Below are 22981 nucleotides of genomic sequence, written 5' to 3'. Positions count from 1 at the left end.
GCAGACCGGTTTCAACCCGGTCTTTTTAGCCACTTGTTTAACGTGGCTGCAAGCCGACCGGCCAAATCACCACGGGATAATTCTGCAATACTGCTGTTAGCTGCTTGCGTCAATTCCCCGAGTTTGGTTTTGTCGGCGGCAAATGATGGATGAGGCATGATGGCTCGCGAAACGGGAATTCTGGCGGATCGCGCGATCTCCGCGCTGTTCGAAACGGGGCGTCTGATCTCCGAACGGGAGCTGGACCGCGACCAGATCCAGCCGGCAAGCCTCGATCTGCGCTTGGGCGCCAAGGCTTTTCGCGTGCGCGCCAGCTTCATGCCCGGCCCCTCGCACCTGGTGTCCGACAAGCTCGACCGGCTGAGCCTGCATGTGATCGACCTCTCCGAGGGGGCGGTGCTCGAAACCGGCTGCGTCTACATCGTGCCGCTGATGGAGAGCTTAGCGTTGCCGGCCGACATGTCGGCCTCGGCCAACCCGAAGAGCTCGACCGGGCGCCTCGATATCTTTACCCGCGTCATCACCGATTACGCCCAGGAATTCGACAAGATCCCGGCAGGCTATTCCGGCCCGCTCTATCTCGAAATCAGCCCGCGCACCTTCCCGATCGTCGTGCGCCGCGGCTCGCGCCTGTCGCAGATCCGTTTCCGCGTCGGCCAGGCCCTGCTCGGCGAGCCCGAACTGTTGAAGCTGCATGAAAGCGAGACGCTGGTGGCCAGCAAGCTGCCCAACGTATCAGGCGGCGGCATCGCCCTGTCGATCGACCTCGCCGGGGACAAGGACGGCCTGATCGGTTATCGCGGCAAACATCACACGGCCGTCGTCGATGTCGACAAGAAGGCCGAGCACGACCTCTTCGATTTCTGGGAACCGCTCCACAGCCGCGGCCGCAACGAGCTGATCCTCGATCCCGACGAGTTCTATATCCTCGTCTCGCGCGAGGCCGTGCACGTGCCGCCGGACTATGCCGCCGAGATGACCCCCTTCGATCCGCTGGTCGGCGAATTCCGCGTCCATTATGCCGGCTTCTTCGATCCGGGCTTCGGCCATGCGCCTGCGGGCGGGCGCGGCAGCCGCGCCGTGCTCGAAGTCCGCAGTCACGAGGTGCCCTTCATCCTCGAAGACGGCCAGATCGTCGGCCGCCTCGTCTACGAACATATGCAGGAAAAGCCCGCAAGCCTCTACGGCTCCGGCCTCGGCTCGAACTACCAGGCCCAGGGCCTCAAACTCTCGAAGCACTTCCGCATCTGAGCCTTCCCGGCGACCGCGACTTGACAGCGGCCCCCATCTGTTGGAAATCTCGCTTCATCGCGGGTGTAGCTCAATGGTAGAGCAGCAGCTTCCCAAGCTGAATACGAGGGTTCGATTCCCTTCACCCGCTCCATTTACCCTCAGCCCGTTCGCCGCCTTTTCAAGGCACTTCGCGATCTTTTATGAAAAGGGTTGCGCGCAGGCATCGGCGCCTACAAGGATACAGATGGCGCCTCGGCCGCGCGCAACCCCTAGCTTCGCCTTTATCTGGTCTTACTGACGCTCATCTCAATTCCCCCCAATTGAGAACTCACGTAGTCGCCATGGCGAAGCTTTGCGAATTCGTCGGTGGCTTGTGCCGGTGCGCTCTTGAAAACGTACCATTGACCGTCCGGTTCGCGTTTCTGATAGATCAGGCCGCCCTTCTTGCGGTGGCTGAAGCAGGTGATTGCCGTCGCCGTTCCGGTCTTGGCGTGCCAGTCGGCGTTGAAGCAGAGTTTACCCGGTTCCGTGATGAACCAGCGGCCCGTGCCGAAGGACGGCGAGCCATTTTCCCGAGACCAGGCGGTAAAGCGACGCGCCTTTGTGGAGAAGTAGCCGGCGCCGGCTTTCCACATCCAGGAATTCTGGTTGTAGAGCCGATAGATTTCCGCGCTGCTCATCGGCTTTGCGGTCTCTATCCCCTTAGGCTCATTGGTTCCGGCAGCGGATGCGGCCGTGGCGATACCGCTGGTCAGGGCCACGGCCAGGAGCATTTTTTGAAGCATGGACATGGTCAGGTTCCTTCTTGTTCAATTGATGCTTTCGCGGACGACCCGCCAGTCGGGGCGGCCATAGCCGTCCGGCCACGGATAGACTTCGCGGTCGTTGAAGTAGATAACGGCGCTGAGCGCCGGGAACTGGGGATAGCGTTTCGTTACGCTCTCGGCCCAGTTTCGCACGTAGGAATCGCTGCCTTCGTAGCCGAGTTCGGCAACCATGATGGCCTTGCCGTAACCGGCGACACGGGCGTATCCGGGCGCAAGGTGCTCGGCAAACGTCTGGTCACGGCCAGTCTTGTCCCTGTCGTATTGCTCCAGGCCAAAGACCGAGAGCCCGATGAGATCGACGACATCGTTGCCGGGATAAAAGGCTTGAAGCCCCTCATTGCCCTTCGGTGACCACATGTACTTGGCCGTCTTCAGGTGGTCCTTGCAGACCTCCACCATCCGGCGATAGGCCTTGGCATAATCGGCGCCCTGCCAATGCGACCAGGAGAACTGACTGTCGGTTTCGTCCATTTCCTGTCCCCAGCGAATGATGACCGGACTTTTCAGCTTGGCAGCAGTCGAGCAGACGGCGGCCATGTTCGCATCGCGCGAACCGTTGAGGATGCTGTGCAGCAGTTCCTGCGGGGTTTGGCGCCAATCGCTCGACCAGGTCCAAGGCTCGACCGAGATCAGCAGGGTGCGGCCACGCGCTTGCGCATAATCGTCGGCGAGGGCGAGGGTGCGCAGATCGACATCTTCCCAGGGCAGGAAGAGGTGTTCGATCTTGGAATCGGACGAGGCGCCTAAATCTCCGTGCGGGTCATAGGCGCCGAACGTGATCGACTCCTTCGTGACAACAGGCATTTTGGTCGGCGGCGAAATGGACGATGTCGTCATTGCAAGCGGCTGCCCTTCGGCAAAGCTGCCGAGAGCGGGCGGCAGGACCGCGACTCCCGACAGCAGCAGGCCGGTTAACGACAATCGGGCTATTTTGGATGGGCTATGCATTGTGTAATTCCTCCACGCTCGGCCGCAACTCCGGTTGAGCGGCATCCGTTCTCAGTTGGATCTCCTCCGGATCGGAAATCCATCGTGGTTTGAAGAAGATTGTGCGCAGGGCGGTCCCGCCCAAGCCTGCACCGGAGACGGCATAGCGCTCTTCGAACAGCTGAAGGCGGCCGCTGCCCCAGGCGAGTGCCTCGGCCGCATCCTTTCCGCGCATGATGGTTGCAAGCCCCGGCAGCGCGACGAGCGCAAGCAGCGCGGTCGCCATCGCCGGACGGTAGAAGCGCGGGGCCGCCGCAACGGTATTTTCCTTCGAATGGCGCCCGACGATGACCAACAGCAGCGCGCAGTAGATTGCCGCGTTCAGGATGGTGAAGAAGTAACCCCCCTTGGAGGCACCGGCATGGCCGATTGCCAGGGCGGGCAATACCGCCATGAGCGCCAGTAAAGCGTAGGGCGCCAGGACACGCACCGGCAGCAGATCGACTTCGGACCGCCCTTTCGGCGTGACGCGGAAATCGACGAAGGAGCCTGTCACAAAATCGTGCACCGCAGCCAGCGTGCCGGCCAGCGCCCAGGGCCAGCGCGCAAAGAGAAAGAGCATGCATTCCCAGCTCAGGATCTTGGCGTCGTAGGGGCGGAACGAGCTGCTGGCGCGCCAGCGATAAGCCATCACCACGAGAGCGATAGAAAGCGGTGCGAAATGCGCCAGGAAATCGGGATAGGTCACCGTCACGAAATTCTGGCCGCGCACGAGTGCGATGATCGGCAACGCAAACATGAGCAACATGAAGAACGCAAAAAGCGGATACCAGAGTTGCGAAAAGAGGAACTGGAACTTGAGCCGGGGCGGCAGCCGGCCGACGAGGCTCGGCGAGTACCGCAGCAGCACCATGACCAGGCTGCGCGACCACTGGAATTCCTGCGTGACGAGATCGCTGAAGGTTCTGGGGCCGTCGCCATGGGCGATGGCATCCAGCGCATGCACACCCCGCCAGCCGCCGGCATTCATCATCAATGTCGTCGAATGGTCTTCAGCCAACTCCGGACCGAGGCCGCCGATCTGTTGGAGGGCGACGGTGCGTACCGCGTAATGCGACCCTATGCACAGCGGCGCCAGGCCGCCGTTGTAACCGGCTTGGAGCGAGCCATGCATGCTGGCTTCGGCATAGAGCCTTCCACGTGCCGACCAGCTTTCGGAAGCGTTCTTGTCGCAAATGCTGGGGGCCGAGACATAGCCGACCTTTGGATCGGCGAACGGACGCAGCATGTGGAAGAGATAGTCGGGCGCGGGAACATGATCCGCATCGAGTTGCGCCACGAAATCGTAGCGGCTGTAGCCGTAGTGGTCGTAGAAGAAGGCGAGATTGCCTTCCTTGCACCGCGTGCGCCGGGGCCACGACGTCCGATGATAATCGGATCGCCCCTTGCGGGTCGAGACGAAGACCCCGTGCCCGGAGCACCAGTCGAGAGTCTCGGGGGAAGGGTCTTCGTCGGCAAGCCAGGTGTCGTGTTCCACCTCCTGGGCAAGCATTGCCAGCAGGGTTTCACGGACGACCGCGAAGGGTTCCGCCGGCGCCTTGGTCACGACCATGGCCACTCGACTGCCCGCCGGCAGGCGCAAGGGACCGTTCGGTCTTGCCGCCCGATAGAAGACGACGATGAAATAGGCCGGCAGAGCGGTAACCCAGGCAAGAACGAGGCTCACCGTAATTGTGCCGAAGAGATCGACGTGATGGCGCGGCTCCAGCCACCAGATCCAGAAATAGGCGAAGGCGCAGGCCCATACGGCCGTCAAGAACAGATATTCGGCCCGCCGATGTCCTGTGAGAACCGGGACAAGAAACGGCTCGTGCGAGGGTTCCGGAGCATGGGTTGTTTGGCTAATCGCAAGTTCGGTCACGCGCGCGCCTCCAGTCCGAAGAACGGAGCCGCCGTCCGCACGATGGTTTCGAGGTCGGAATATCGAGGCTGGAAGCAGAGCGTCTCGCGGGCCAGGCTGGCGTCGGCGTAGAGGCTGGCCGGATCGCCCGGCCGGCGTGGATGGATGACGACCGGGACTTCGCGCCCGGTCGTTTCCTCGATCACGCGCAGGACGTCCCTGATGGAAAAACCCCGCCCGGTGCCGAGGTTGACAGTGAGGTTTGCTCCGCCTTTGGCGAGATGAGTGAAGGCCTGAACATGGGCGCGCGCGAGATCGGCGACGTGGATATAGTCCCTTATGCAGGTGCCGTCAGGGGTATCGTAATCATCGCCGAATATCTCCAGGTGCGGAATCCGGCCGGCCGCGGCCAGCAGCGCCCGCGGAATGAGATGGGTTTCCGGAACGTGCCATTCGCCAAGCTCGCCGTCCGGATCGGCTCCACAGGCATTGAAGTAACGCAGGGCAACATACCGCAGGCCGTAGGCCGCCGCATAATCGGCGAGCATATGCTCGAACATCAGCTTGGTCTTGCCGTAGGGATTGATCGGAGCCTTCGGCAACGTCTCGTTGATCGGCAGCACGGAGGGGACGCCGTAGACGGCACAGCTCGATGAGAAGATGACGTTCTGAAGCCCCGTCTGCCGGCAGGCATCGATAAGCGACAATGCACCGCAGACATTGTTGTTGTAATATTTCGCTGGGTTTTCCACCGACTCGCCCACGTAGGCCGAGGCGGCAAAGTGGATGACGGCATCGGGAGCATATTTCTCGATGACCTCGATCAGGCATGACGAGTCGAGGACGTCACCTTCGACGAAGGGCCCCCAGCGCACGGACGAACGGTTTCCGGTCGTGAGATTGTCGTAGACGACAGGCTCAATCCCCTCCGAGCGGAGGAGCTTGGCGGTGTGGCTGCCGATATAGCCGGCACCACCCGTGACAAGGACCCGCGGCGCATCCATCAGACCGCCTCCAGTTCGCGTGCCGGACGGGTGAGAAGGCCATCGAAATAGTCGATCGTCTGACGCAGGCCGCTCGACAAGTCGATCTTCGGCCGCCAGTCGAGTTCCTGCATGGCAAGCGAAATATCGGGGCGACGCTGACGGGGGTCGTCAACCGGCAGAGCGCGGTGGATGATTTGCGACCGCGAGCCGGTCAATCCGATCACCTGCTCGGCCAGCTCCCGGATCGTGAATTCGCCCGGATTGCCGAGATTGACAGGCCCCGTCAGCGACGACGGTGAGGCCATCATGCGGACCATGCCGCCGATGAGATCATCGACGAAACAGAACGAGCGGGTCTGCGAACCGTCGCCATATATCGTGATGTCCTGCCCCGTCAGGGCCTGAACGATGAAATTCGAGACGACGCGGCCGTCGTCCGGACGCATCCGCGGGCCATAGGTGTTGAAGATGCGGATGATCTTGATCTCGACGCCGTGCGTCTTGTGGAAGTCGAAGAACAGCGTCTCTGCGCACCGCTTGCCCTCGTCATAGCAAGAGCGCGGCCCGAACGAATTGACGTTGCCCCAGTAGCTTTCGACTTGCGGGTGGACGTTCGGGTCGCCGTAGACTTCGGAGGTGGATGCCTGAAGGATGCGTGCGCCGGTGCGCGCGGCCAGCTCCAGAAGGTTGAGGGAGCCCAGCACGCAGGTCTTTGTCGTATGGATCGGATCGGCCTGATAATGCGGGGGCGATGCCGGGCAGGCGAGATTATAGATCTCGTCGACTTCCAGATCGAGCGGCTGGACGATATCGTGGGCGACGACATTGAAGCGATCGACTCGCTTCAGATGGACGATATTGCGCCGCATGCCGGTGGAAAAGTTGTCGAGGCAGATCACCTGGTGTCCGGCGGCCAAAAGCGTCTCGCACAGATGTGATCCGAGGAAGCCTGCGCCGCCGGTGACAAGAACTCTCTTGGGAGCACGAGATATTCCGGATGGATTATTTGCATCACCAGCCGAAGTTTGAACGGAGCGCGCACGAATCTTACCAAGATAGTTCACGACTACCTCCCGTGTTTTCAGGTTTTGCTATGGGATATTCGGTATGTACTTCGCTATACCGCGAAATTAGGTCGTCCAATCATGCGAATATTTTATTCGTCCGGTTTTTCTTTTGGAACGAACCGATGTTTATTTAGATACAGCTAAGAAAGGCAGTTGTCGTTATCTTCGCGTCCTGGAAATTATCGCTCCGTACATTTCGGAGCGAAAGGGAATATGATAAGCAACTCATGGAGGTGACTCTTCGGGCACTTCCGCTTTTTCAGGCGGAGTTCTGCGGAGATTTCAGCCGCAAAAACAATTGCTTTTCTCAATTTCCATGGCTCGGGTCGGGTTATGCGCTGGAGGAATTGGATGGCTACAGGGTCTGATTCCGACGATGATGCTGCCGCGGAACAGGAACGGCCGGCGCATATGGAGCGGCGGCGCTGGCCGCGTGAACCGGCCATGCGCAAGGAACGCCCACCCCATGTCTCCCCTGCACTCGCGCCGCTGCGATTCTCGACGCAGGACCTGCCACCGGCAGAACAATTCCAGGCCTGGCGGGCACATATGGCGCCGCTCGTGGATGTTCACCTGCCGGAGGCAAAATCACCGGAAGACGGGTTCCTCGCGGAGCAGATCGGCTGGCATCTCGGCGATATCCTCATTGTCCAGCAACGCGCGCAGGCCCACAGATATGTCCGCGATCAGGCCATGCTTCGATCGAGCCCCATCGACCATTGGAACGTCGCCCTGCAGCACAGCGGCCAAGCCTGGACCGAGGTCAACCGTCGTGTCACCGAGACCGGTGCCGGCGAGATACTTTTCATGTCTGTCGGCAGCCCGTATCGCGGACGGATGACCGATACCGAAGCTTTGCTCGTGTTCCTGCCGTATGAGCTGCTGGCTCGCGATGCGAGCCTTCTCCAGAGCGCCGGCAACACGGTTCTTTCGGGCAGCCACGCCGAGTTGCTCACGGGCTATCTCACGGGCCTCGAAACGAATCTCGGCAATCTGACGCTAGAGGAAGTGCCCCGGATCATCCAAACCATCGGCGATATGGTCGTTGCGGGCGCCTCATCGTCCACAAAGACTGATACCGGTCAAAACCAGACCAACATGGGACTGATGGAGCGGGCGCACCGCTACATTCACGTCAATCTCCATTCGGAAAACTTGACACCGGACATGATGTGCCGCGCGTTGGGGATTTCGCGTACGCGGCTTTACCAGCTGTTTGAGGCGAGCGGAGGCGTGCTCAATTATATTCGCAAGCGGCGATTGCTGCAGGCCTATGCGGATCTCAGCAATTCGGCCGACCACAGGCCGATTGCGGAAATCGCAGAAGCCGCCGGTTTCGAGGTCGCCGCCAATTTTACGCGCGCCTTCATCCACGAATTCGGGCTGAGCCCGCGTGAGATCCGAAGGACGGCGGCAATCCAACAGGGGCCGGCTCCGGCCATCCGCTCCACGCAGCGTTACGGAAAAACGATCGGTGATTGGCTGGCCCTGTCGCGTTGACCTAACAGGTCTCAGGCGGATCGTAATCCAGGTGCTGTCGGGGTCCCGTCACCGCTCCATCTCCCGCAATCCACGCCGACCAGGCCTAATCCCCGAAAAAGCGGATCGGCTTATATTGCCGATGCGCGATGATCAGGCTCCTGTCGGGCTGAATGATGTAGGTTTCCTCCACCTCCCGGCCGTACTGGTCGATGAAGTCATGCGGGAAGGCGGAGCCGGGGGGTGATTTGGTGAGCTTGCTGCGCGGCTGGCCGCTATAGGTGATGCTTCCCGGAATGGGTTCGAGGCCAGGGCCGCTGTAGCTGACAGTGTTGCATCCCGCGAGGATGAGCGTGCCGACGAGGCCGATGATTGCAGCTTTCATGTCCATCCCTCCCAATGCCGTGAACAATATCACTCTACACTCGCCGGATAGAGTTCACGACACGAATGCCCATGCCGCGCTTCAATCCTTCGGGAAGCGTCGCCGGGGATGCCGCGATCGAGCGGCTGGCGGGACGACATCCGCCTGCTGATATGAGGGTGAAAATCCCGTTCCACCAGTCACGCCGACGCATCCATTGCCGAAACCGGTGCCGTCTGCTAGATCGGCATCGTCGAAAAAGGCAGGATCGGTTGAGGTAAGCCCGATCCCTTCCATTGGAGCGTTAACGCTCTGGCGAAGCTCTGCTCCGTGCCATGGCACGAGAACCCGCGACGTGATCCGCATGAAGATGCGGGATCCCGGCGGCGTGCGGAGACGGCAAAAGGCAGTCCCGGGATTTTTCGAACGGAGACTGTCATGCGCTTGAACCACCTCGACTTCCACGTACCCGATATCGCTGCCACCGCGGATTTCTTCATCCTCCATTTCGGCCTGAGACTTAAGGATATGCGCGGCCGGAACGGTCTCGCGATCCTCGAAGACGATGCCGGCCTCGAAATCGTCCTCAGCCACGCAATCGCAAAATTCGGCACCGCCAATCAGGTGGAGGTGGGGCGCCAGACCTATCACATCGGCTTCATTCTGCCCGAAAGGGCGGATGTCGATGCGGTCCATGCCGGGCTCGCGGCTGCCGGTGCTGACCTGTCCGGTCCGCCGGCCGCCATGCGCGGCGGCTGGCTGTTTTATTGCACGGCGCCCGGAAACATCCTCGTCGAGATCGGCTGGCGGCCGGGTTAGGCGAGACCCCAAAAGGAAAGGACGGCCGCCGCCGTCCGCCCCTCTCCGGCTGCCGCCACCTTCTCCCCGCTCGCGGGGCGAAGGGGTATGCCGCAACGTCTCGATTCCCTCTTCTCCCCAGCGGGGAGAAGGTGCCCGTAGGGCGGATGAGGGGGCCGGCGAAGCCGGTCTTTTCAATAAAGCCCATGCAGGTTTCGGCCGCGATGACCTCGTCTCGACCGTATTCAGGGCGCTGGGAACTGGCGTTGCCGCCGGAGTACCGGAATAGATTTTACGTGAAGGATGTGCCGTGTGGCCCCCTCATCCGCCTGCCGGCACCTTCTCCCCGAGGGAGAAGAGGGTACGCCGCGAGCTCTCCATTCCTTGCCGACCTCTCGCAGGCTGGTGAGCCATCGCCGCGAACCGGACAACCGCGCCTCATGCCTCTATCGGCTCAGAATTCCGTCCAGTCGGTATCCTGGCTCGGCGATTTGCTGCTGCCGGCGCCGAAGGCGTTGGCGATTTTCTGGCCGAGCGCGCGGGCCGGTGAGGCGGCCGGTCGGGCGGCGCCTTCGCGGGCGACGCGGATCGGGGCTGCCCTGGCTGCCGGGCGGGCGGCAGCGCGTGGTGCTGCTGTGGCGATTGGCACACTCGTGGTGAAGCCGCCGGTGCCGGTCAGCCTGAACTGGCCGAGCAGGTTGTTGAGCGCTGCCGCTTCCGTTGCCAGGTTGTGGCTGGCAGCGGTGGATTCCTCGACCATGGCTGCATTCTGCTGCGTGCCCTGGTCCATGGTGTTGACGGCGGTGTTGATCTCCTGCAGTCCGATCGACTGTTCGCGGGAGGCCTCGGCGATCGCGTGGACGTGCTGGTTGATCTCCTGCACCTCCTGGACGATCGCGTCGAGCGCCTTGCCGGTTTCGCCGACCAGCGAGACGCCGGTCTGCACATGCGTGCCGGAGGTGCTGATCAGCGCCTTGATCTCCTTGGCGGCCTTCGCCGAGCGCTGGGCGAGCTCGCGCACTTCCTGGGCGACGACCGCAAAGCCCTTGCCGGCGTCGCCGGCGCGGGCCGCTTCGACGCCTGCGTTCAGAGCGAGCAGGTTGGTCTGGAAGGCGATGTCGTCGATGACGCCGATGATGTTGGAGATTTCGCCAGAGGACTTCTCGATCTGCTGCATGGCGGAGACGGCCTTGCGGACGACTTCGCCTGACTTTTCGGCGCCGAGGCGGGTACGGGCGACGAGCTGGCTCGCCTCTTCGGCCCGCTTGGCGGCGTCGCGCACCGTCGTAGTGATCTCCTCCAGCGCCGCTGCCGTCTCTTCGACGGAGGCCGATTGCTGCTCCGTCCGCTGGGAAAGCTGGTCTGCGGAAGAGCGGATTTCATTGGCGCCGGCGCCGATCGCCCGGGCATTGGCGCCGACCGTATGCAGGGTTTCGTTGAGCTTCTCGACCGAGTTGTTGAAATCCTCACGCAGCGCATCGAGATGCGCGACGAAGGGTTCGGCGATATGCGAGGCGAGATCGCCGGCGGCAAGGCGGCGCAGGCCGTCGCCGAGCGCAGTGACGGCGCGTTCCAGTTCGGATGCTTCGCGGGCCTTCTGCGCCTCGCGGTCGCGGCGCTCGCTGTCGCTGACGTCGCGGTCTGTTTCGGCGCGCGCTTCGATCCGGGCACGCTCGATCGCATTGTCGCGGAAGACCGAAACGGCCTTTGCCATCTGGCCGACTTCGTCGCCGCGGTCGAGGCCGCTGACATCGCTTGTCGTATCGCCCTCGGCGAGCCGCGTCATGCGCTGACGCAGCTGCGTCATCGGGCCGGCGATGCCCGTCTGGGCGACGACCACGCTGAAGCCGACGGCGGCGAGAACCGCGATGCCGATCAACACGAGACAGAAGACGATCCGTTCGTTGACGGAAGCCGAGAGCGCGTCGCCGCCATCGGTGAGCATCGCCATCATCGCATCATTGTTGGCGATCATCTTCGGCGTTAGCGCATTGAGCTTGGCGTTGATCAGGGCAACATTCGCCTGGGCGCCGGCGCCGTCCTTGGCTTTGCTCTGTTCGATGATCTTGGTCGCCAGCGTTTCGATCTCATCGATGCCCGCCTGGATTTCATCGATTGCCGGCTTGCGGCTGGGCACCAGCGCCAGCGCCTGCTTCATGCGGTCACGCGCCTGCGGCAGCTTGCTCGGTGTGGCGAGCGCCGTCTGGAATTCCGGCGTATCGGGCTTTATGTCGGCAAACAGGGTGACCTGCAGCACCGAGGCCACCGCCGATGCGCTGGCGCGCGCGCTCAGCATCGAGGCCTGCGCTTCATGATCGATGAAGGCGCTGTAGGCGGCGTCCGCATGGCGGAACTCGGAAATGACGTAGATCAGCCCGGCCATCGTGATCAGCCCCATGAGCGCCACGACCGATATGATTTTTGTCCGGATTTTCAGATGCTTCAGCATGGAAATGTCACCCGATTGGCTGGGCGTGCTCGCGCGCCCGGTGATGTGAAATCAATTGTTGCAGAAAAAACGCTGCTTCAATATCGCGGTTTAGGGATTAGGTTGGGCTGACGCTTGCATCATGCGATCGGCTGGCGGGGTCCGATGTCGTCGCATCAAATAAGAGGCGATATTCTTTAATTCCGCGCTAACAGAGGGCGGCGGATGACTGTGATTTTTAGGGGCTGAATTGTCGTCCAGCGCGTTGTGTCCGATGTGCGTTGATGGCTGCCCCTCACCCTAACCTTACCGGCGTCGGGCCACTCGTCTTGACCCGTCCTCCTGACCCCCCCGACTGGAGAAGGGGATCGAGACGGCGCCTCAAATCTCTTCTCCCCTCGGGGAGAAGGTGCCGGCAGGCGGATGAGGGGGCTACTCGGCACACCCCTCCCGCAATAACCTATCCCGCCACGCCAACGGCAACGCCGTGCCCCAGCGCCTTGAACACAGTCGAGATGGGGCCGGCGCGATCGAACCCGCAAGGTGTTGTTGGAAAGGTCGGCTTCTCGGCCCCCTCATCCGCCCTACGGGCACCTTCTCCCCAAGGGGAGAAGAGGGAATCGAGACGTTGCGGCATATCCCCTTCACGTCTGGAACCGAAGCCATCCTCACTCCCACACATATTCCCCACCACGCATGACTCTGATACATCTCGCCGACGCCGCAATGTTCGCGCTTAACCCAGAGACCAAGATCACGATGATGCAATCAAAGCTGGCATCCCTGACTCTGAAGGGTTTTTTCGCGCTCGGGCTGTTTCTCGGCCCGCTTTTTTCAAGTTTTGCCGCATTGGCCCAGCAGGCGGCGCCCTCGCTGCCGCTGCTCTTCGATGCGCGCGAACGTCTTGCCAGGCCCGATCTCTCCTCGCTGGTGCGCTTGCGCTTCCTGACCTCGGTCGATTTCCCGCCCTTCAATTTCACCGATCAGAACGGCAAGCTCTCCGGCTTCAATGTCGACCTCGCCCGCGAAATCTGCAGCGAGTTGGAGATTTCAGACAAGTGCCAGATCCAGGCGCTCCCCTTTGCCGACCTCAAGGATGCGCTCGCCGGCTCACAGGGCGATGCCATCATCGCCGGTCTTGCCGTGACGCCGGAGCTGCGCCGGCAATTCGTCTTCTCCAGACCTTACCTGATGTTGCCGGCGCGCTTCGTGCGCAATCTAGCCGTGCCGTTCGACGGAAAGACCGCTGCCGCGCTTTCCAGCCATCCGGTCGGCGTCGTCAGGGGGACGGTGCATGAGGCGATGCTGGCAGCCTTTTTCCCGACGCTCAAGGCCGAGCCGTTCGATACGAAGGACGCCCTGCTGGCGGCGCTCAAGGACCGAAAGGTCGATGCCGCCTTTGCCGATGCGCTGCAGCTTTCCTTCTGGGTCTCCTCGCCGGCCTCAGCCAAATGCTGCGCGCTGTTCGACGGCCCCTATCTCTCCGAGCATTTCCTCGGCGAGGGCATGACGATCATGCTCCGGCAGAAGGACAGCGTGCTGACATCCGCCATCGATCACGCGCTCGCCACGCTGTCGCGCAACGGCCGGCTTCAGGAAATTTACCTGCGGTATTTCCCTTATGGGCTCTATTGAAGCCGCAGTCTAAATTGCTCGCCTTCAGCCCTTGCGGAAGCGCGCAATCGCACTGCGCTCGATCGCCGCGCAGGTGAGCTTGTCGAGACCAAGCCGGTCGCGCAGCAGGCTAAGCAGCCGCAATTCCTCCGCCTTCACCGAGAGATCGGCCGAGGCTACCTCGACGGCCAGCGCATAGGCCGTGTCGTAGAGTTTCGCGGGCAGCGTGTCGCGCACGGTTTCGAGCACGACGTCGAGACCTTCCGGCCCGGCGAGCAGCGCGGCGCAGTCGCGCGCCACCGCAATCAGCTTGTCGTCATCGAAATCCCGGAAAACAGGCAGGAATCCGATCAGTTGGCCGATCCTCTCCAACTCCCTGTCGTTCATCGTGCTGTCGACGGCGGATGCCATCACCATCACGTAGATCAGCGCGTCATGAGCAGAAAGCGGCTTGTTCATCTCTGATTCCTTTTTCGATCAGCCCAGATTAGGAATTGGCGACAGCCATTACAAGGTTCGAACGCTTGCCAAGGCTGCCGGTTTATTTGCGGCGTGGATCGTCGCCGTAAAGGCCTTTTCCTGCCTGCCTGGCCTTTTCGGCGACGGATGTAAGCGGCGAACCCGCTGCTGCTTCCGCCCAGCCGTTTTCGGCAAGCCATGCGCCGAGATCCTCTGTGCCGAGCCGGCAGGCAGCCGTTAGTGTTTCCTTCCATTCCACGGTGTCGAGATCGCAGGTGACGGCGCGGTTGCGCAACAGCAGGCGCAGCGCCGTCTTCGCCATCATGCCGCAGGGCCATTGCCGTCCCGCCGGCCCGCATATCCTGTCGACCGGCGTCGGCACGATGCCGGCAAGCTGAAGCCGGCGCTCGCCGAAGGAAAGCATGCCTGCATTGTCGACCGCCGGCCGCGCCAGCTCCATCGCCTTTTTCGCGGCGGGACTTGCCGCTTGCTGGGTGGCGGTCTGCGCTTGCTGAGTGACATCGGCGGATTTGGCTGCCGCGCTTTCGTTTGGTTTCGAAGCGGGTGGGGCGGCCGGTTCTACTGAGCGAGCAATCATTTCGGCACGGTCGTCCGACATCGCCGCAGGTTCGCCGGCTTCGGGGGCCGCATCCGCCGGTGCGGTCGCCGTCTCCTCTGCGGACGCCGTCTCTTCGCCTGCCGTGCCGCCGCCAAGCCTTGCTTCGCCCGCCATCAGCAGGCCGGCCACCACCGCCATCCCCGTGATACCTGTGATGAAGGCGGCAGGGCGCATGGAATATCTTCCTATTGGCTGGCCCAGATGATGCGGGCGATCCAGTCGACGTCGGAAAGCTCGAAGGTGCGGTTGGGATGTTCGGGATTGAGCGACATCAGCTCGATCGATCGCGGGGTCTGGCGCAGCAGCACCTTGGCCATCACCTCGCCCTCGTTTGTGCGCACGACGACGCGGTCGTTGCGGCGCACCTGTGCCCCCGGCTCAACGATCAGCACGTCGCCGTCGCGGTAGAGCGGCATCATGCTCTCGCCCTGCACCTCCAGCGCATAGACGCCGGCCTTCCGTGCCGGGGCTGCCGGAAATTCCACCACGTCCCAGCCCTGGCCGGTCGGAAAGCCGCCATCGTCGAAGAAGCCGCCAGCGCCGGCCTGAGCGAAGCCGAGCAGCGGAATGGAGTTGCCTCGCTGGGGAAATGCGCCTTCCTGCCGTCCGAAAGTACCGTCCGGCCGCATGAAGGCCAGAAACTGCTCCATGCTCGCCCCCGTGGCGTCGAGCACCTTGGCGATCGATTCCGTCGAGGGCCAGCGCAGCCGTCCATCGGCGGAAAGCCGTTTCGATTTGTTGAAGGAGGTCGGGTCGAGCCCGGCGCGCCGCGCAAGTCCGGATGGCGTCAGCTCGTGCCGTTCGGCAAGCCTGTCGAGCGCTTCCCAGATCTGGTTGTGTGACAGCATGCGCGATTCCGTGCGGCTCAACCGGGCGGTATATTAATTGGCCGCACCGCCTGAGTAAAGATAGAAGAGGAATAAAATCCTGTTATCGAGGGAGGACTACACTCAGGCGACCATCGCCATGTTGATCTTGCCGAGCTGGATGACGGCCTGCGTCCGGCTGTCGACATCGAGTTTCAACAGGATAGCCGAGACATGCGCCTTGATCGTCGCCTCGGAGACACCGAGTTCGTAGGCGATCTGCTTGTTCAGCAGCCCTTCGCCAAGCATGGTCAGCACCCGGCTCTGCTGCGGCGTCAGCGTATGCAGGCGGTGGATCAGGTCGGCGACATCGGGATCCTGCTCCTGGCCGTCGCGATAGCTTTCCGGCGTGGCGATGTCGCCGGCAAGCACCGTCTGAATGCTGCGGCGGATGTCGTCGATGCCGGAAGATTTCGAAATGAAGCCGGACGCACCGAGTTCCAGCGCCCGGCGGATGGTCGTCGCATCGTCGGTCGCCGAGACGATGACGATCGGCAGGCTGGCGAATTCGGAGCGCAGCGCCATCAGGCCGGAAAAGCCGCTGACGCCTGGCATGGCAAGATCGAGCAACATCAGGTCGGCATCCGCATGGGCGCCGGCGGCCCGGCGCGCGGCGGCGAAATCGCCGGCCTCGACGATCGACTGCCGGCCTTCCATGCCGATCACCGCCTGGCGCAGCGCGTCACGGAAAAGCGGGTGATCGTCCGCAATGATGATGGTGTGTTGGTGCATCGAAAACTCCCTCCCAAGAGCCCGATCATGCCTTGCATGCGACGCCATCCCTCCGCGTTGCATGCCGGCTTGCTCCTATTGATTATATCAGATCAGGTCTTCTGCGGAAGGGGATTGGTGTTTTCCTCGGCCTGGAACTCCTTCACCATCCCCATGAAACTCTTCATCATCCGCTCCATGATGCTGATCGAACGATCGACCTCGGCATCGCTCGGCAGCGCGCGCTGGATCACACCGCCCTGTTCGAGCGCCGTCACCCGCTTTGCCAGCCGGTCGAGTTCGTCCTCATAGGCCGCCCGCTCGTCGGCTGCCATCCGGCAGACAAGGGCGCCGTCCTTGTCCTGGCAGATCGACATTGCCCCGGTCTGCCGGTCGAGCCGGACGAAATGGTCGCCGCTCTTCTCCAGCTGGAAGCGGCCCGCATCGGTTTCGACGGCCGCGGCCGCAAGCGGCATCAGAAAAATGCCAAGTGTGATAACGAATGCCTTCATCGTCTCATCCTCCGGATTTTCTGGAGCATGATGCCGAAAAATGTGCGCGGTTTTCGGACGACATCATGCTCTAATTCTGTTCCAGCGATCCCGTTTTTCGCGCCGGGCGTGGACATCGCCGCCTCTTTCCGGCAAAGCCCTCGTGACCAAGGACCAGCAATCGCGAGGCCATGATGACCCTGACACCGACCCTTTACAAGATCGTGACGGAAACGCTCTGGCAGCAAGCCAGACAAACCGGCACTTTTCATGGCGCCGGCATCGATCTCCAGGATGGCTTCATCCATTTTTCGACAGCGGAGCAGGTGAAGCAGACCGCCGCCCTGCATTTCACCGGCCAGTCCGGCCTGCTGCTGATCGCCGTCGATGGCAGCGGCCTCGGTGACAAGCTGGTCTTCGAACCCTCGCGCGGCGGCGATCTCTTCCCGCATCTCTACGGCGATCTGCCGCTTGCGGCCGTGCTCTGGGAGGCGCCGCTGCCGCTCGACGAAGCCGGCGCCCATGTCTTTCCGGAGCTCACGCCATGATCGATCCCTTCAAGCGTCTCGCCCGCAAGGGTCTCTTCCTGTTCGATCCGGAAACGGCGCACGGCATGTCGATCGCCGCCTTGAAATCCGGCCTCGTGCCCGCCTGCCAGCTGACGCCCGATCCGAGGCTGCGCCAGACCGTTGCCGGCCTTACCTTCGAAAATCCGCTCGGCATGGCCGCCGGCTACGACAAGAATGCCGAAGTGCCGGAGGCGCTGCTGAAGCTCGGCTTCGGCTTTACCGAGATCGGCACGGTGACGCCGAAGCCGCAATCCGGCAATCCGCGGCCGCGTATCTTCCGCCTGGTGGAGGATGAGGGCGTCATCAACCGTTTGGGTTTCAACAATGAAGGCCATGATGCCGCTTTCGGGCGCCTCGCCGCGCTGAGGGGTGGCGGCATGATCGGCGTCAATATCGGCGCCAACAAGGACAGCGAGGACCGCATCGCCGACTATGTCGCCGGCATCCGCCGCTTTTATTCCGTCGCGCGCTATTTCACCGCCAACATTTCCTCGCCGAACACGCCGGGCCTGCGCGACCTGCAGGGGCGCGAAAGCCTTGCGGTGCTGTTATCAGCCGTGCTCATGACGCGCGACGAGATGGCAGCGGCTTCCGGCCGGACGATCCCGGTCTTTCTGAAGATCGCCCCCGATCTGACCGAGGAAAGTATGGACGATATCGCTGCCGAGGCGCTCTCGCATGCGCTGGATGGCCTGATCGTTTCCAACACCACGCTGTCGCGCGACGGCCTCAAGGATCAGCGCCAGGCGAAGGAGGCGGGCGGCCTTTCCGGCGTGCCGCTGTTCGAAAAGTCGACGGCGGTGCTCGCCAGGATGCGCAAGCGTGTCGGCCCTGATCTGCCGATCATCGGCGTCGGCGGCGTCTCCTCCGCCGAAACCGCGCTCGAGAAGATCAGGGCGGGTGCCGATCTCGTCCAGCTCTACTCCTGCATGGTCTATGAAGGCCCCGGTCTGGCCGGCGATATCGTCCGCGGCCTCTCGAAACTCCTGGACCGCGAGAAGGCCGCCTCGATCCGCGACTTGCGCGACACCCGGCTGGATTATTGGGCGGCGCGAAAGGTCTGATCGGCCCGCCGCTTCACCAGCGTCGCCAGGAAGAACCCGCGGAAGAGCAGGAAGGCGTTCATCGCCAGCCACAGGCCGTGGTTGCCGAAGAGCGGCACGAAGACCGCGAGCATCACGAGATAGCCGGCAAAAGAGATCAGCATCCGGTTGCGCATGTCGACCGACCACGTGGCGCCGATGAAGACCCCGTCCATCAGGAAGGCGAGCGCTCCGGTCAGTCCCGTCACCGCCGCCCAGGGCAGATAGGTTTCGGCTGCCTGCCGCACCTCGGGTGAGGTCGTCAGCACCGAGATCAGCCAGGGACCGGCGAGGAAGAAGAAGGCGGAGCCAACAGCCGCCAGCCCGAAGGACCACAAGATCGTGAGCTTCAGCCCGCGGTCGAAGGCCGGCCGGTAATGCGCGCCGATCGCCCGGCCGATGATCTGTTCGGCGGCATTGGCAAGCCCGTCGAGATAATAGCCCGCCAGCAGGAAGAAATTCATCACCACGGCATTGGCGGCAAGCGTCACCGCGCCGAAGCTGGTGCCGATCCGCGTCATGATGGTGAAGGCGCCGATCAGCACGAAGGTGCGGATCAGGATGTCGCGGTTGAGCGCGAAAAGCTCGGCCAGCCGGTGCCGGGAAAAGATCTCCGCCCATGCCGGCCGCGCTGCCTTGCCGAAGCCGCTGAGCACGATGGCTAGCCCGGCGAGAGCGCCGACCGTTTCGCCGGCCATTGTTCCCCAGGCAACCCCCGCCACGCCCCAATCGAGCGTCAGGCCGAGATAGATGGAAAGCAGAATGTTGATGCCGTTGATAACAGCCTGCAGCAGCAGTCCGATATTGCCCTGTCCGCGCCCGAGCACGAACCCCAGGATGGCATAATTCGCCAGTGCCGCCGGTGCCGCCAGCATGCGGATCGAGAAATAAGTGCTGGTCGCCTGCGCGATCGCGCCTTCCGCCCCCATCAGCCTCAACCCCGCCGCCATCAGCAGCGGCGAAAGGCAAAGCAGCGCCAGTCCGCAGCCGAGCGCCGAAATCATCGCTCTGGAGAACACTGCCTGCTGCTCGTGCTGGTCGCGGCGGCCATAGGCCTGCGCCGTCAGCCCGGTTGTGGAAGCACGCAGGAAATTGAAGCTGCCGAGGATCAGATCGAAGAGCATCGCGCCGATCGCCAGCCCCGCCAACGCTTCCGCATTGCCCATGCGGCCGACGACGGCGGTGTTCGTCAGCCCGAGCAGCGGCGTCGTCATGAAGCCGAGCGTCATCGGAAGGGCGATCGACAACACCAGCCGGTGCGTCACGTCGAATGCAAGCACGTTGTGATTGCTGCGTATATCCATGCCGGCCTCGTCGCGGCAGCGCCATGCGTCGTTTCAGACGCGCAACAGACGCTGCATCACTTGAACTGCTGCAGGCGGAATCACCTCAGCTGGAAAGCACCATGGCCCAATAGGGCAGGTTCCTGGAAGATGTATTATGGGCGACGGCAACGCCAAGGCCGCCATAACGTCCGAGCATGTTTTCCAGATGATGCGGCGAGTTGATCCAGGCCGTCACCACGGCATCGACGCTCTGCTGGCCGGAGGCGATATTCTCAGCTGCCGGCAGCCGCACACCACTCGCCTTGACGCGCGCACCGAAACTGTCGGTCATGCCCATGAGATGCGCCATCTTGCCGGCGCTCGCCATGCGTTTTGCCTGGAACAAGGCGGCAGTACTCGCCGCCGGATCGACGGCAAGCGGCGGCAAGCCGTTTTTGGCCCTGAGCTGGTTGACGAGCGGCAGCACGCTGGCCGTCTCGTCCTCGCCGTCGGAAGGCGAGCCGGCGAGCCGCGGGGTCGTGGTGCAGCCGGCGATGCCGGCGGCGAGCGCAAGTCCGGAAAGGCGCAGCAGGCCGCGCCTGGAAAGATCGATGGATGTCATGTTACCGGCGGTAGCTGAAAAGACGAAGGATGATGAAGAGCGGGATGACAATCGTCGCGCCGAGGATGAGATAGTCGCCGACGCGCCCGAGGGCCGAGAAGCCCCGATACCAGATCTCCAGGATGAAATCGCGTATGCCGTAGATGATGCCCCACGGCGTCAGGCCGAAGACGGTCATGACGAAACCGACGATCAGCGACACCACGATAAGCTTTATCAATGTGCGGCCGATTGAATCGCCGAGGAACCTGTTCGCCTGATCGGACATAAGCCATCTCCTGTTTGCCCTTGGAATAAGGTCGCGGCGCGTTGCCCGCAAGTCCTTTCCGGAATTGGCCGCTAAGCCCCTTGCGGGCTTGGCCGCTTCGCCCCCTTTTTTGGCTGGGCCGCCTCGCCTCTGAAATAGGACTTGAGTTTTTTTGTGGCCGCCGCCAAATGCGGGCCGATGCACGTCGCCCGGAAGTGTGCAGCGGTTCCGGGAAAACGACATGCATAAAACAAAGAGCTACAGCATCCTTTGCGTCTCTGAAAAGACGCGCAAAGGATGCTGTAGCCAACAAGGTCCATTGATGCAGCCCCACCAGCTTTCCTCAGGCGACGTCATTGCCGACCGCCGCGCCGACTACGCCAGGATGCTCGAAGAAGGCGGCGAGCCGGAAGCGGCTGCCGAGCTGATGGAGCAGGCCCTCGAGCTCGTGCCCGCCTGGGCGGCCGGCTGGTATCGCCTTGCCACCTATCTGGAAAAGGCGGGCAGGGGTGAGGCCGCGGTCGAGGCCTATCGCAGGACGCTTGCTCTCGGTCCCGATGATATTTTCGGAGCCGCCCTCAAGCTTGCCCTTCTCGGCGACGGTGCGGTGCCTGACCGGCCGCCGAGCCGCTATGTCGAGCGCCTCTTCGACGACTATGCCGACCGTTTCGAATCGGCACTTGTCGAAAAACTCGACTACAACGTCCCGCAGCAACTGGCGGCGCTCATCGCCTCCACCGGCAGGCACTACGAGTTCGCCGTCGATCTCGGCTGCGGCACCGGCCTGCTTGGCCCTGAAATCCGCGGCCGTGTCGACCGCCTCGAAGGCTTCGACCTCTCGCAGAACATGCTGGCCAAGGCCGCCGATAAACAAGTTTATGACAGCCTCGCCCAGGCCGATCTGTCGCTCGCGCCCGCGCTCTCCGGCCTCTTTGCCGATGCCGCGCGCGATCGCGCCGACCTGGTGACGGCAGCCGACGTGCTGATGTATCTCGGCAATCTCGAGAGCGTCTTTGCCATCGTCGGAGACCTCGCTGCACCAGGCGCCGATATTGCCTTTTCCGTCGAGGATGCCGGTGACGGCGAGGGCTTCCATCTCGCTCCGTCGCTGCGTTATGCCCATTCGGAAAGCTATGTCAGGATGCTTCTTGCCGGTCACGGCTTCCAAATCCTGAAGATTGTCAAATCGGTCATTCGCAAAGATGGCGGAAAACCAGTTTTCGGCATTCTGTTCCTTGCGCGCAAGCTTGCGTGAGCGAACATTTCTTGCGATGTTTTTATAGGTCAGCATTGCTTACCTATTTCGCTTGATCGAACGACCGAAAAACCCGATACTGCACCGCATCGGCAGAGTGCTCGGCAATATTACGCCGAGGCGCTCGGGCTCCTTTCATGGTCCAAAATTCCGTCGCGCGCAGATCTTCCCAAGCGCGTTCTTGAACTCGTCTGCCGTGGAGACTGGCGACATGACACAGCTCATCAATGCCCTTGGCTTCTGGAATACGACTGCGACGCGCCACACGCCGATCGAAGACGTGCAGGGCATATTCTCCGGCAGCCTCGTTGCCGCACTCGGCCTCTACGTGCTCGCCAGCGCCGGCCTTCTCACCGGAAGCACGGCCGGGGTGGCCTTCCTCCTGCATTATGCCTTCGGCGTCAATTTCAGCCTTGCCTTCTTCATGCTCAACCTGCCGTTCTTCTATCTCTCCTGGAAGCGCCTCGGCATGGCCTTCACCATCAAGACCTTCATCGCCATCGGCCTGACCTCGGTGATTGCCGATGTGCAGTCGCGTTTCCTGTCCATTTCGAGCATCCATCCGGCCTGGGCGGCCCTTCTCGGCGGCTTGCTGCTCGGCTTCGGCCTGCTGGCGCTCTATCGCCACCGCGCCAGCCTCGGCGGTGTCGGCATTCTCGGCATCTACCTGCAGGAGCGTTTCGGCATCCGCGCCGGCCTCGTTCAGCTCGCCATCGACATGTGCGTGCTCGCCGCCGCCTTCTTCGTCACTACGCCGCCCGTCGTCTTTTATTCGGTACTCGGCGCCGTCGTCCTCAACCTCTTCGTCGCCATCAACCACCGCGCCGATCGTTACATCGCGCTGTAAGGAAGCCGGCCAGGTCCCTCTTGCCGCGACCGGGTTAGGGTGAGGCCACACTATGGCAAGTCATCGCCAATTGCTTGTGGCCGGAAGAACTAAAGCCTGCTAGCACCTGCTCCAGCATGCGAGGAGAAGGGAGCATGCCGCAACCTCTCCGTTCCCACCTCGCTCTCGCGTGGCACGTCCCCTCTCCCCGTAAAAACGCTAGGGCATATACATATCTCGCAAAGCCCATCCATCGGCGACGGCTCGAAAGTATTTGAGGCCGTTGAAGAAGGTGATTGGGCCCGGCGGCTTGGCCGAGGCGTAGCCGTTCCAGCCGCCGAGCTTG

Annotated in this window: 23 protein-coding genes, 1 tRNA gene and 1 riboswitch; of the genes, 9 read left to right on the top strand and 15 right to left on the bottom strand. The window is 62.4% G+C overall.

Annotated features, from left to right (window positions below):
• Positions 1-4: 4 nt before the first annotated feature.
• Positions 5-83: riboswitch (SAM riboswitch) on the bottom strand.
• A 73-nt stretch (positions 84-156) separates the two neighbouring features.
• Together ACIPSK_RS32425 and ACIPSK_RS32420 are read left to right on the top strand one after the other, a co-directional pair.
• Positions 157-1251, top strand: a complete 1095-nt coding sequence (locus ACIPSK_RS32425) for a 2'-deoxycytidine 5'-triphosphate deaminase (RefSeq protein ID WP_018072418.1) — start codon at positions 157-159, stop codon at positions 1249-1251.
• A gap of 59 nt (positions 1252-1310) precedes the next feature.
• Positions 1311-1384: transfer RNA gene (locus ACIPSK_RS32420), tRNA-Gly, on the top strand.
• Positions 1385-1514: 130 nt separating this feature from the next.
• On the opposite strand, the gene ACIPSK_RS32415 is transcribed toward ACIPSK_RS32420, so the two are convergent.
• From ACIPSK_RS32415 to ACIPSK_RS32395, 5 genes are read right to left on the bottom strand one after another with little or no spacing between them, the layout of a single operon-like run.
• Positions 1515-2024 (bottom strand): DUF995 domain-containing protein, encoded by a 510-nt coding sequence (locus ACIPSK_RS32415; protein WP_162119467.1) that lies wholly within the window; start codon positions 2022-2024, stop codon positions 1515-1517.
• Between the two features lie 18 nt (positions 2025-2042).
• On the bottom strand, positions 2043-2981 hold the full coding sequence (locus tag ACIPSK_RS32410; protein ID WP_162119472.1) for a glycoside hydrolase family 26 protein: 939 nt from the start codon (positions 2979-2981) through the stop codon (positions 2043-2045).
• Between the two features lie 19 nt (positions 2982-3000).
• A complete protein-coding gene (locus ACIPSK_RS32405; protein WP_162119466.1) occupies positions 3001-4908 on the bottom strand; it encodes a glycosyltransferase family 2 protein in 1908 nt (635 codons plus the stop codon).
• On the bottom strand, positions 4905-5891 hold the full coding sequence (gene galE, locus ACIPSK_RS32400; RefSeq protein WP_162119465.1) for a UDP-glucose 4-epimerase GalE: 987 nt from the start codon (positions 5889-5891) through the stop codon (positions 4905-4907). The genes ACIPSK_RS32405 and galE overlap by 4 nt, the downstream gene beginning before the upstream one ends.
• Positions 5891-6937 (bottom strand): NAD-dependent epimerase/dehydratase family protein, encoded by a 1047-nt coding sequence (locus ACIPSK_RS32395; protein ID WP_162119464.1) that lies wholly within the window; start codon positions 6935-6937, stop codon positions 5891-5893. The genes galE and ACIPSK_RS32395 overlap by 1 nt, the downstream gene beginning before the upstream one ends.
• 354 nt (positions 6938-7291) lie before the next feature.
• On the opposite strand from ACIPSK_RS32395, the gene ACIPSK_RS32390 reads away from it, so the two are divergent.
• Complete coding sequence (locus ACIPSK_RS32390) at positions 7292-8440, top strand: helix-turn-helix domain-containing protein (protein ID WP_162119463.1); 1149 nt, start codon at positions 7292-7294, stop codon at positions 8438-8440.
• A gap of 85 nt (positions 8441-8525) precedes the next feature.
• Here the strand turns inward: ACIPSK_RS32390 and ACIPSK_RS32385 are convergent, their stop codons facing one another.
• Positions 8526-8804 (bottom strand): hypothetical protein, encoded by a 279-nt coding sequence (locus ACIPSK_RS32385; protein ID WP_017966886.1) that lies wholly within the window; start codon positions 8802-8804, stop codon positions 8526-8528.
• Positions 8805-9221: 417 nt separating this feature from the next.
• Between ACIPSK_RS32385 and ACIPSK_RS32380 the strand changes: the two genes are divergently transcribed.
• Positions 9222-9602 (top strand): VOC family protein, encoded by a 381-nt coding sequence (locus tag ACIPSK_RS32380; RefSeq protein ID WP_162119462.1) that lies wholly within the window; start codon positions 9222-9224, stop codon positions 9600-9602.
• 433 nt (positions 9603-10035) lie between these two features.
• On the opposite strand, the gene ACIPSK_RS32375 is transcribed toward ACIPSK_RS32380, so the two are convergent.
• A complete protein-coding gene (locus ACIPSK_RS32375; RefSeq protein ID WP_162119461.1) occupies positions 10036-12030 on the bottom strand; it encodes a methyl-accepting chemotaxis protein in 1995 nt (664 codons plus the stop codon).
• Positions 12031-12768: 738 nt separating this feature from the next.
• Here ACIPSK_RS32375 and ACIPSK_RS32370 point away from each other — a divergent pair.
• On the top strand, positions 12769-13644 hold the full coding sequence (locus ACIPSK_RS32370; RefSeq protein WP_162119460.1) for a transporter substrate-binding domain-containing protein: 876 nt from the start codon (positions 12769-12771) through the stop codon (positions 13642-13644).
• A gap of 24 nt (positions 13645-13668) precedes the next feature.
• Here ACIPSK_RS32370 and ACIPSK_RS32365 read toward each other — a convergent pair whose 3' ends face one another.
• From ACIPSK_RS32365 to ACIPSK_RS32345, 5 genes are all read right to left on the bottom strand, one after another.
• Complete coding sequence (locus ACIPSK_RS32365) at positions 13669-14082, bottom strand: tellurite resistance TerB family protein (RefSeq protein ID WP_017966891.1); 414 nt, start codon at positions 14080-14082, stop codon at positions 13669-13671.
• Between the two features lie 82 nt (positions 14083-14164).
• Positions 14165-14875 (bottom strand): thermonuclease family protein, encoded by a 711-nt coding sequence (locus ACIPSK_RS32360; protein ID WP_162119459.1) that lies wholly within the window; start codon positions 14873-14875, stop codon positions 14165-14167.
• A gap of 11 nt (positions 14876-14886) precedes the next feature.
• Positions 14887-15549, bottom strand: a complete 663-nt coding sequence (locus tag ACIPSK_RS32355; RefSeq protein ID WP_162119458.1) for a S24 family peptidase — start codon at positions 15547-15549, stop codon at positions 14887-14889.
• A gap of 102 nt (positions 15550-15651) precedes the next feature.
• On the bottom strand, positions 15652-16299 hold the full coding sequence (locus ACIPSK_RS32350; protein WP_162119457.1) for a response regulator: 648 nt from the start codon (positions 16297-16299) through the stop codon (positions 15652-15654).
• 92 nt (positions 16300-16391) lie between these two features.
• A complete protein-coding gene (locus ACIPSK_RS32345; RefSeq protein ID WP_162119456.1) occupies positions 16392-16790 on the bottom strand; it encodes a hypothetical protein in 399 nt (132 codons plus the stop codon).
• Between the two features lie 173 nt (positions 16791-16963).
• Here ACIPSK_RS32345 and ACIPSK_RS32340 point away from each other — a divergent pair, with 173 nt between their 5' ends.
• A complete protein-coding gene (locus ACIPSK_RS32340) occupies positions 16964-17317 on the top strand; it encodes a DUF952 domain-containing protein (protein WP_162119455.1) in 354 nt (117 codons plus the stop codon).
• Positions 17314-18402: a quinone-dependent dihydroorotate dehydrogenase gene (locus tag ACIPSK_RS32335; RefSeq protein WP_162119454.1), complete on the top strand. Its 1089-nt coding sequence runs from the start codon at positions 17314-17316 to the stop codon at positions 18400-18402. Before ACIPSK_RS32340 ends, ACIPSK_RS32335 begins: the two co-directional genes overlap by 4 nt.
• On the opposite strand, the gene ACIPSK_RS32330 is transcribed toward ACIPSK_RS32335, so the two are convergent.
• The 3 genes from ACIPSK_RS32330 to ACIPSK_RS32320 form a co-directional block, all read right to left on the bottom strand.
• A complete protein-coding gene (locus ACIPSK_RS32330) occupies positions 18378-19724 on the bottom strand; it encodes an MATE family efflux transporter (RefSeq protein ID WP_162119453.1) in 1347 nt (448 codons plus the stop codon). The genes ACIPSK_RS32335 and ACIPSK_RS32330 overlap by 25 nt on opposite strands.
• Positions 19725-19809: 85 nt before the next feature.
• Positions 19810-20307: a CAP domain-containing protein gene (locus ACIPSK_RS32325; RefSeq protein WP_162119452.1), complete on the bottom strand. Its 498-nt coding sequence runs from the start codon at positions 20305-20307 to the stop codon at positions 19810-19812.
• A gap of 1 nt (position 20308) precedes the next feature.
• Positions 20309-20575, bottom strand: a complete 267-nt coding sequence (locus tag ACIPSK_RS32320; protein ID WP_026154422.1) for a DUF6460 domain-containing protein — start codon at positions 20573-20575, stop codon at positions 20309-20311.
• A gap of 301 nt (positions 20576-20876) precedes the next feature.
• On the opposite strand from ACIPSK_RS32320, the gene ACIPSK_RS32315 reads away from it, so the two are divergent.
• Entirely contained in the window at positions 20877-21809 is a 933-nt protein-coding gene (locus tag ACIPSK_RS32315) for a class I SAM-dependent DNA methyltransferase (protein WP_162119451.1), read from the top strand.
• A gap of 211 nt (positions 21810-22020) precedes the next feature.
• Positions 22021-22656 carry a YitT family protein gene (locus ACIPSK_RS32310; protein ID WP_162119450.1) on the top strand — a complete coding sequence of 212 codons (636 nt, stop codon included), beginning with the start codon at positions 22021-22023 and terminating at the stop codon, positions 22654-22656.
• Positions 22657-22981: the final 325 nt, after the last annotated feature.

It is taken from the genome of Rhizobium sp. LARHSG275 (genome assembly GCF_052871115.1).
The sequence above is the reverse complement of the archived record's forward strand: the minus strand, read 5'-3'. Positions and strand labels throughout refer to the sequence as shown.

Bases quoted from the DNA above. Each gene is read 5' to 3' on its own strand.
- ACIPSK_RS32425 (WP_018072418.1), top strand. From the start codon at position 157: ATGATGGCTCGCGAAACGGGAATTCTGGCGGATCGCGCGATCTCCGCG.
- ACIPSK_RS32415 (WP_162119467.1), bottom strand. From the start codon at position 2,024: ATGTCCATGCTTCAAAAAATGCTCCTGGCCGTGGCCCTGACCAGCGGT.
- galE (WP_162119465.1), bottom strand. From the start codon at position 5,891: ATGGATGCGCCGCGGGTCCTTGTCACGGGTGGTGCCGGCTATATCGGC.
- ACIPSK_RS32390 (WP_162119463.1), top strand. From the start codon at position 7,292: ATGGCTACAGGGTCTGATTCCGACGATGATGCTGCCGCGGAACAGGAA.
- ACIPSK_RS32385 (WP_017966886.1), bottom strand. From the start codon at position 8,804: ATGAAAGCTGCAATCATCGGCCTCGTCGGCACGCTCATCCTCGCGGGA.
- ACIPSK_RS32380 (WP_162119462.1), top strand. From the start codon at position 9,222: ATGCGCTTGAACCACCTCGACTTCCACGTACCCGATATCGCTGCCACC.
- ACIPSK_RS32375 (WP_162119461.1), bottom strand. From the start codon at position 12,030: ATGCTGAAGCATCTGAAAATCCGGACAAAAATCATATCGGTCGTGGCG.
- ACIPSK_RS32370 (WP_162119460.1), top strand. From the start codon at position 12,769: ATGATGCAATCAAAGCTGGCATCCCTGACTCTGAAGGGTTTTTTCGCG.
- ACIPSK_RS32365 (WP_017966891.1), bottom strand. From the start codon at position 14,082: ATGAACAAGCCGCTTTCTGCTCATGACGCGCTGATCTACGTGATGGTG.
- ACIPSK_RS32360 (WP_162119459.1), bottom strand. From the start codon at position 14,875: ATGCGCCCTGCCGCCTTCATCACAGGTATCACGGGGATGGCGGTGGTG.
- ACIPSK_RS32355 (WP_162119458.1), bottom strand. From the start codon at position 15,549: ATGCTGTCACACAACCAGATCTGGGAAGCGCTCGACAGGCTTGCCGAA.
- ACIPSK_RS32350 (WP_162119457.1), bottom strand. From the start codon at position 16,299: ATGCACCAACACACCATCATCATTGCGGACGATCACCCGCTTTTCCGT.
- ACIPSK_RS32345 (WP_162119456.1), bottom strand. From the start codon at position 16,790: ATGAAGGCATTCGTTATCACACTTGGCATTTTTCTGATGCCGCTTGCG.
- ACIPSK_RS32340 (WP_162119455.1), top strand. From the start codon at position 16,964: ATGACCCTGACACCGACCCTTTACAAGATCGTGACGGAAACGCTCTGG.
- ACIPSK_RS32335 (WP_162119454.1), top strand. From the start codon at position 17,314: ATGATCGATCCCTTCAAGCGTCTCGCCCGCAAGGGTCTCTTCCTGTTC.
- ACIPSK_RS32330 (WP_162119453.1), bottom strand. From the start codon at position 19,724: ATGGATATACGCAGCAATCACAACGTGCTTGCATTCGACGTGACGCAC.
- ACIPSK_RS32325 (WP_162119452.1), bottom strand. From the start codon at position 20,307: ATGACATCCATCGATCTTTCCAGGCGCGGCCTGCTGCGCCTTTCCGGA.
- ACIPSK_RS32320 (WP_026154422.1), bottom strand. From the start codon at position 20,575: ATGTCCGATCAGGCGAACAGGTTCCTCGGCGATTCAATCGGCCGCACA.
- ACIPSK_RS32315 (WP_162119451.1), top strand. From the start codon at position 20,877: ATGCAGCCCCACCAGCTTTCCTCAGGCGACGTCATTGCCGACCGCCGC.
- ACIPSK_RS32310 (WP_162119450.1), top strand. From the start codon at position 22,021: ATGACACAGCTCATCAATGCCCTTGGCTTCTGGAATACGACTGCGACG.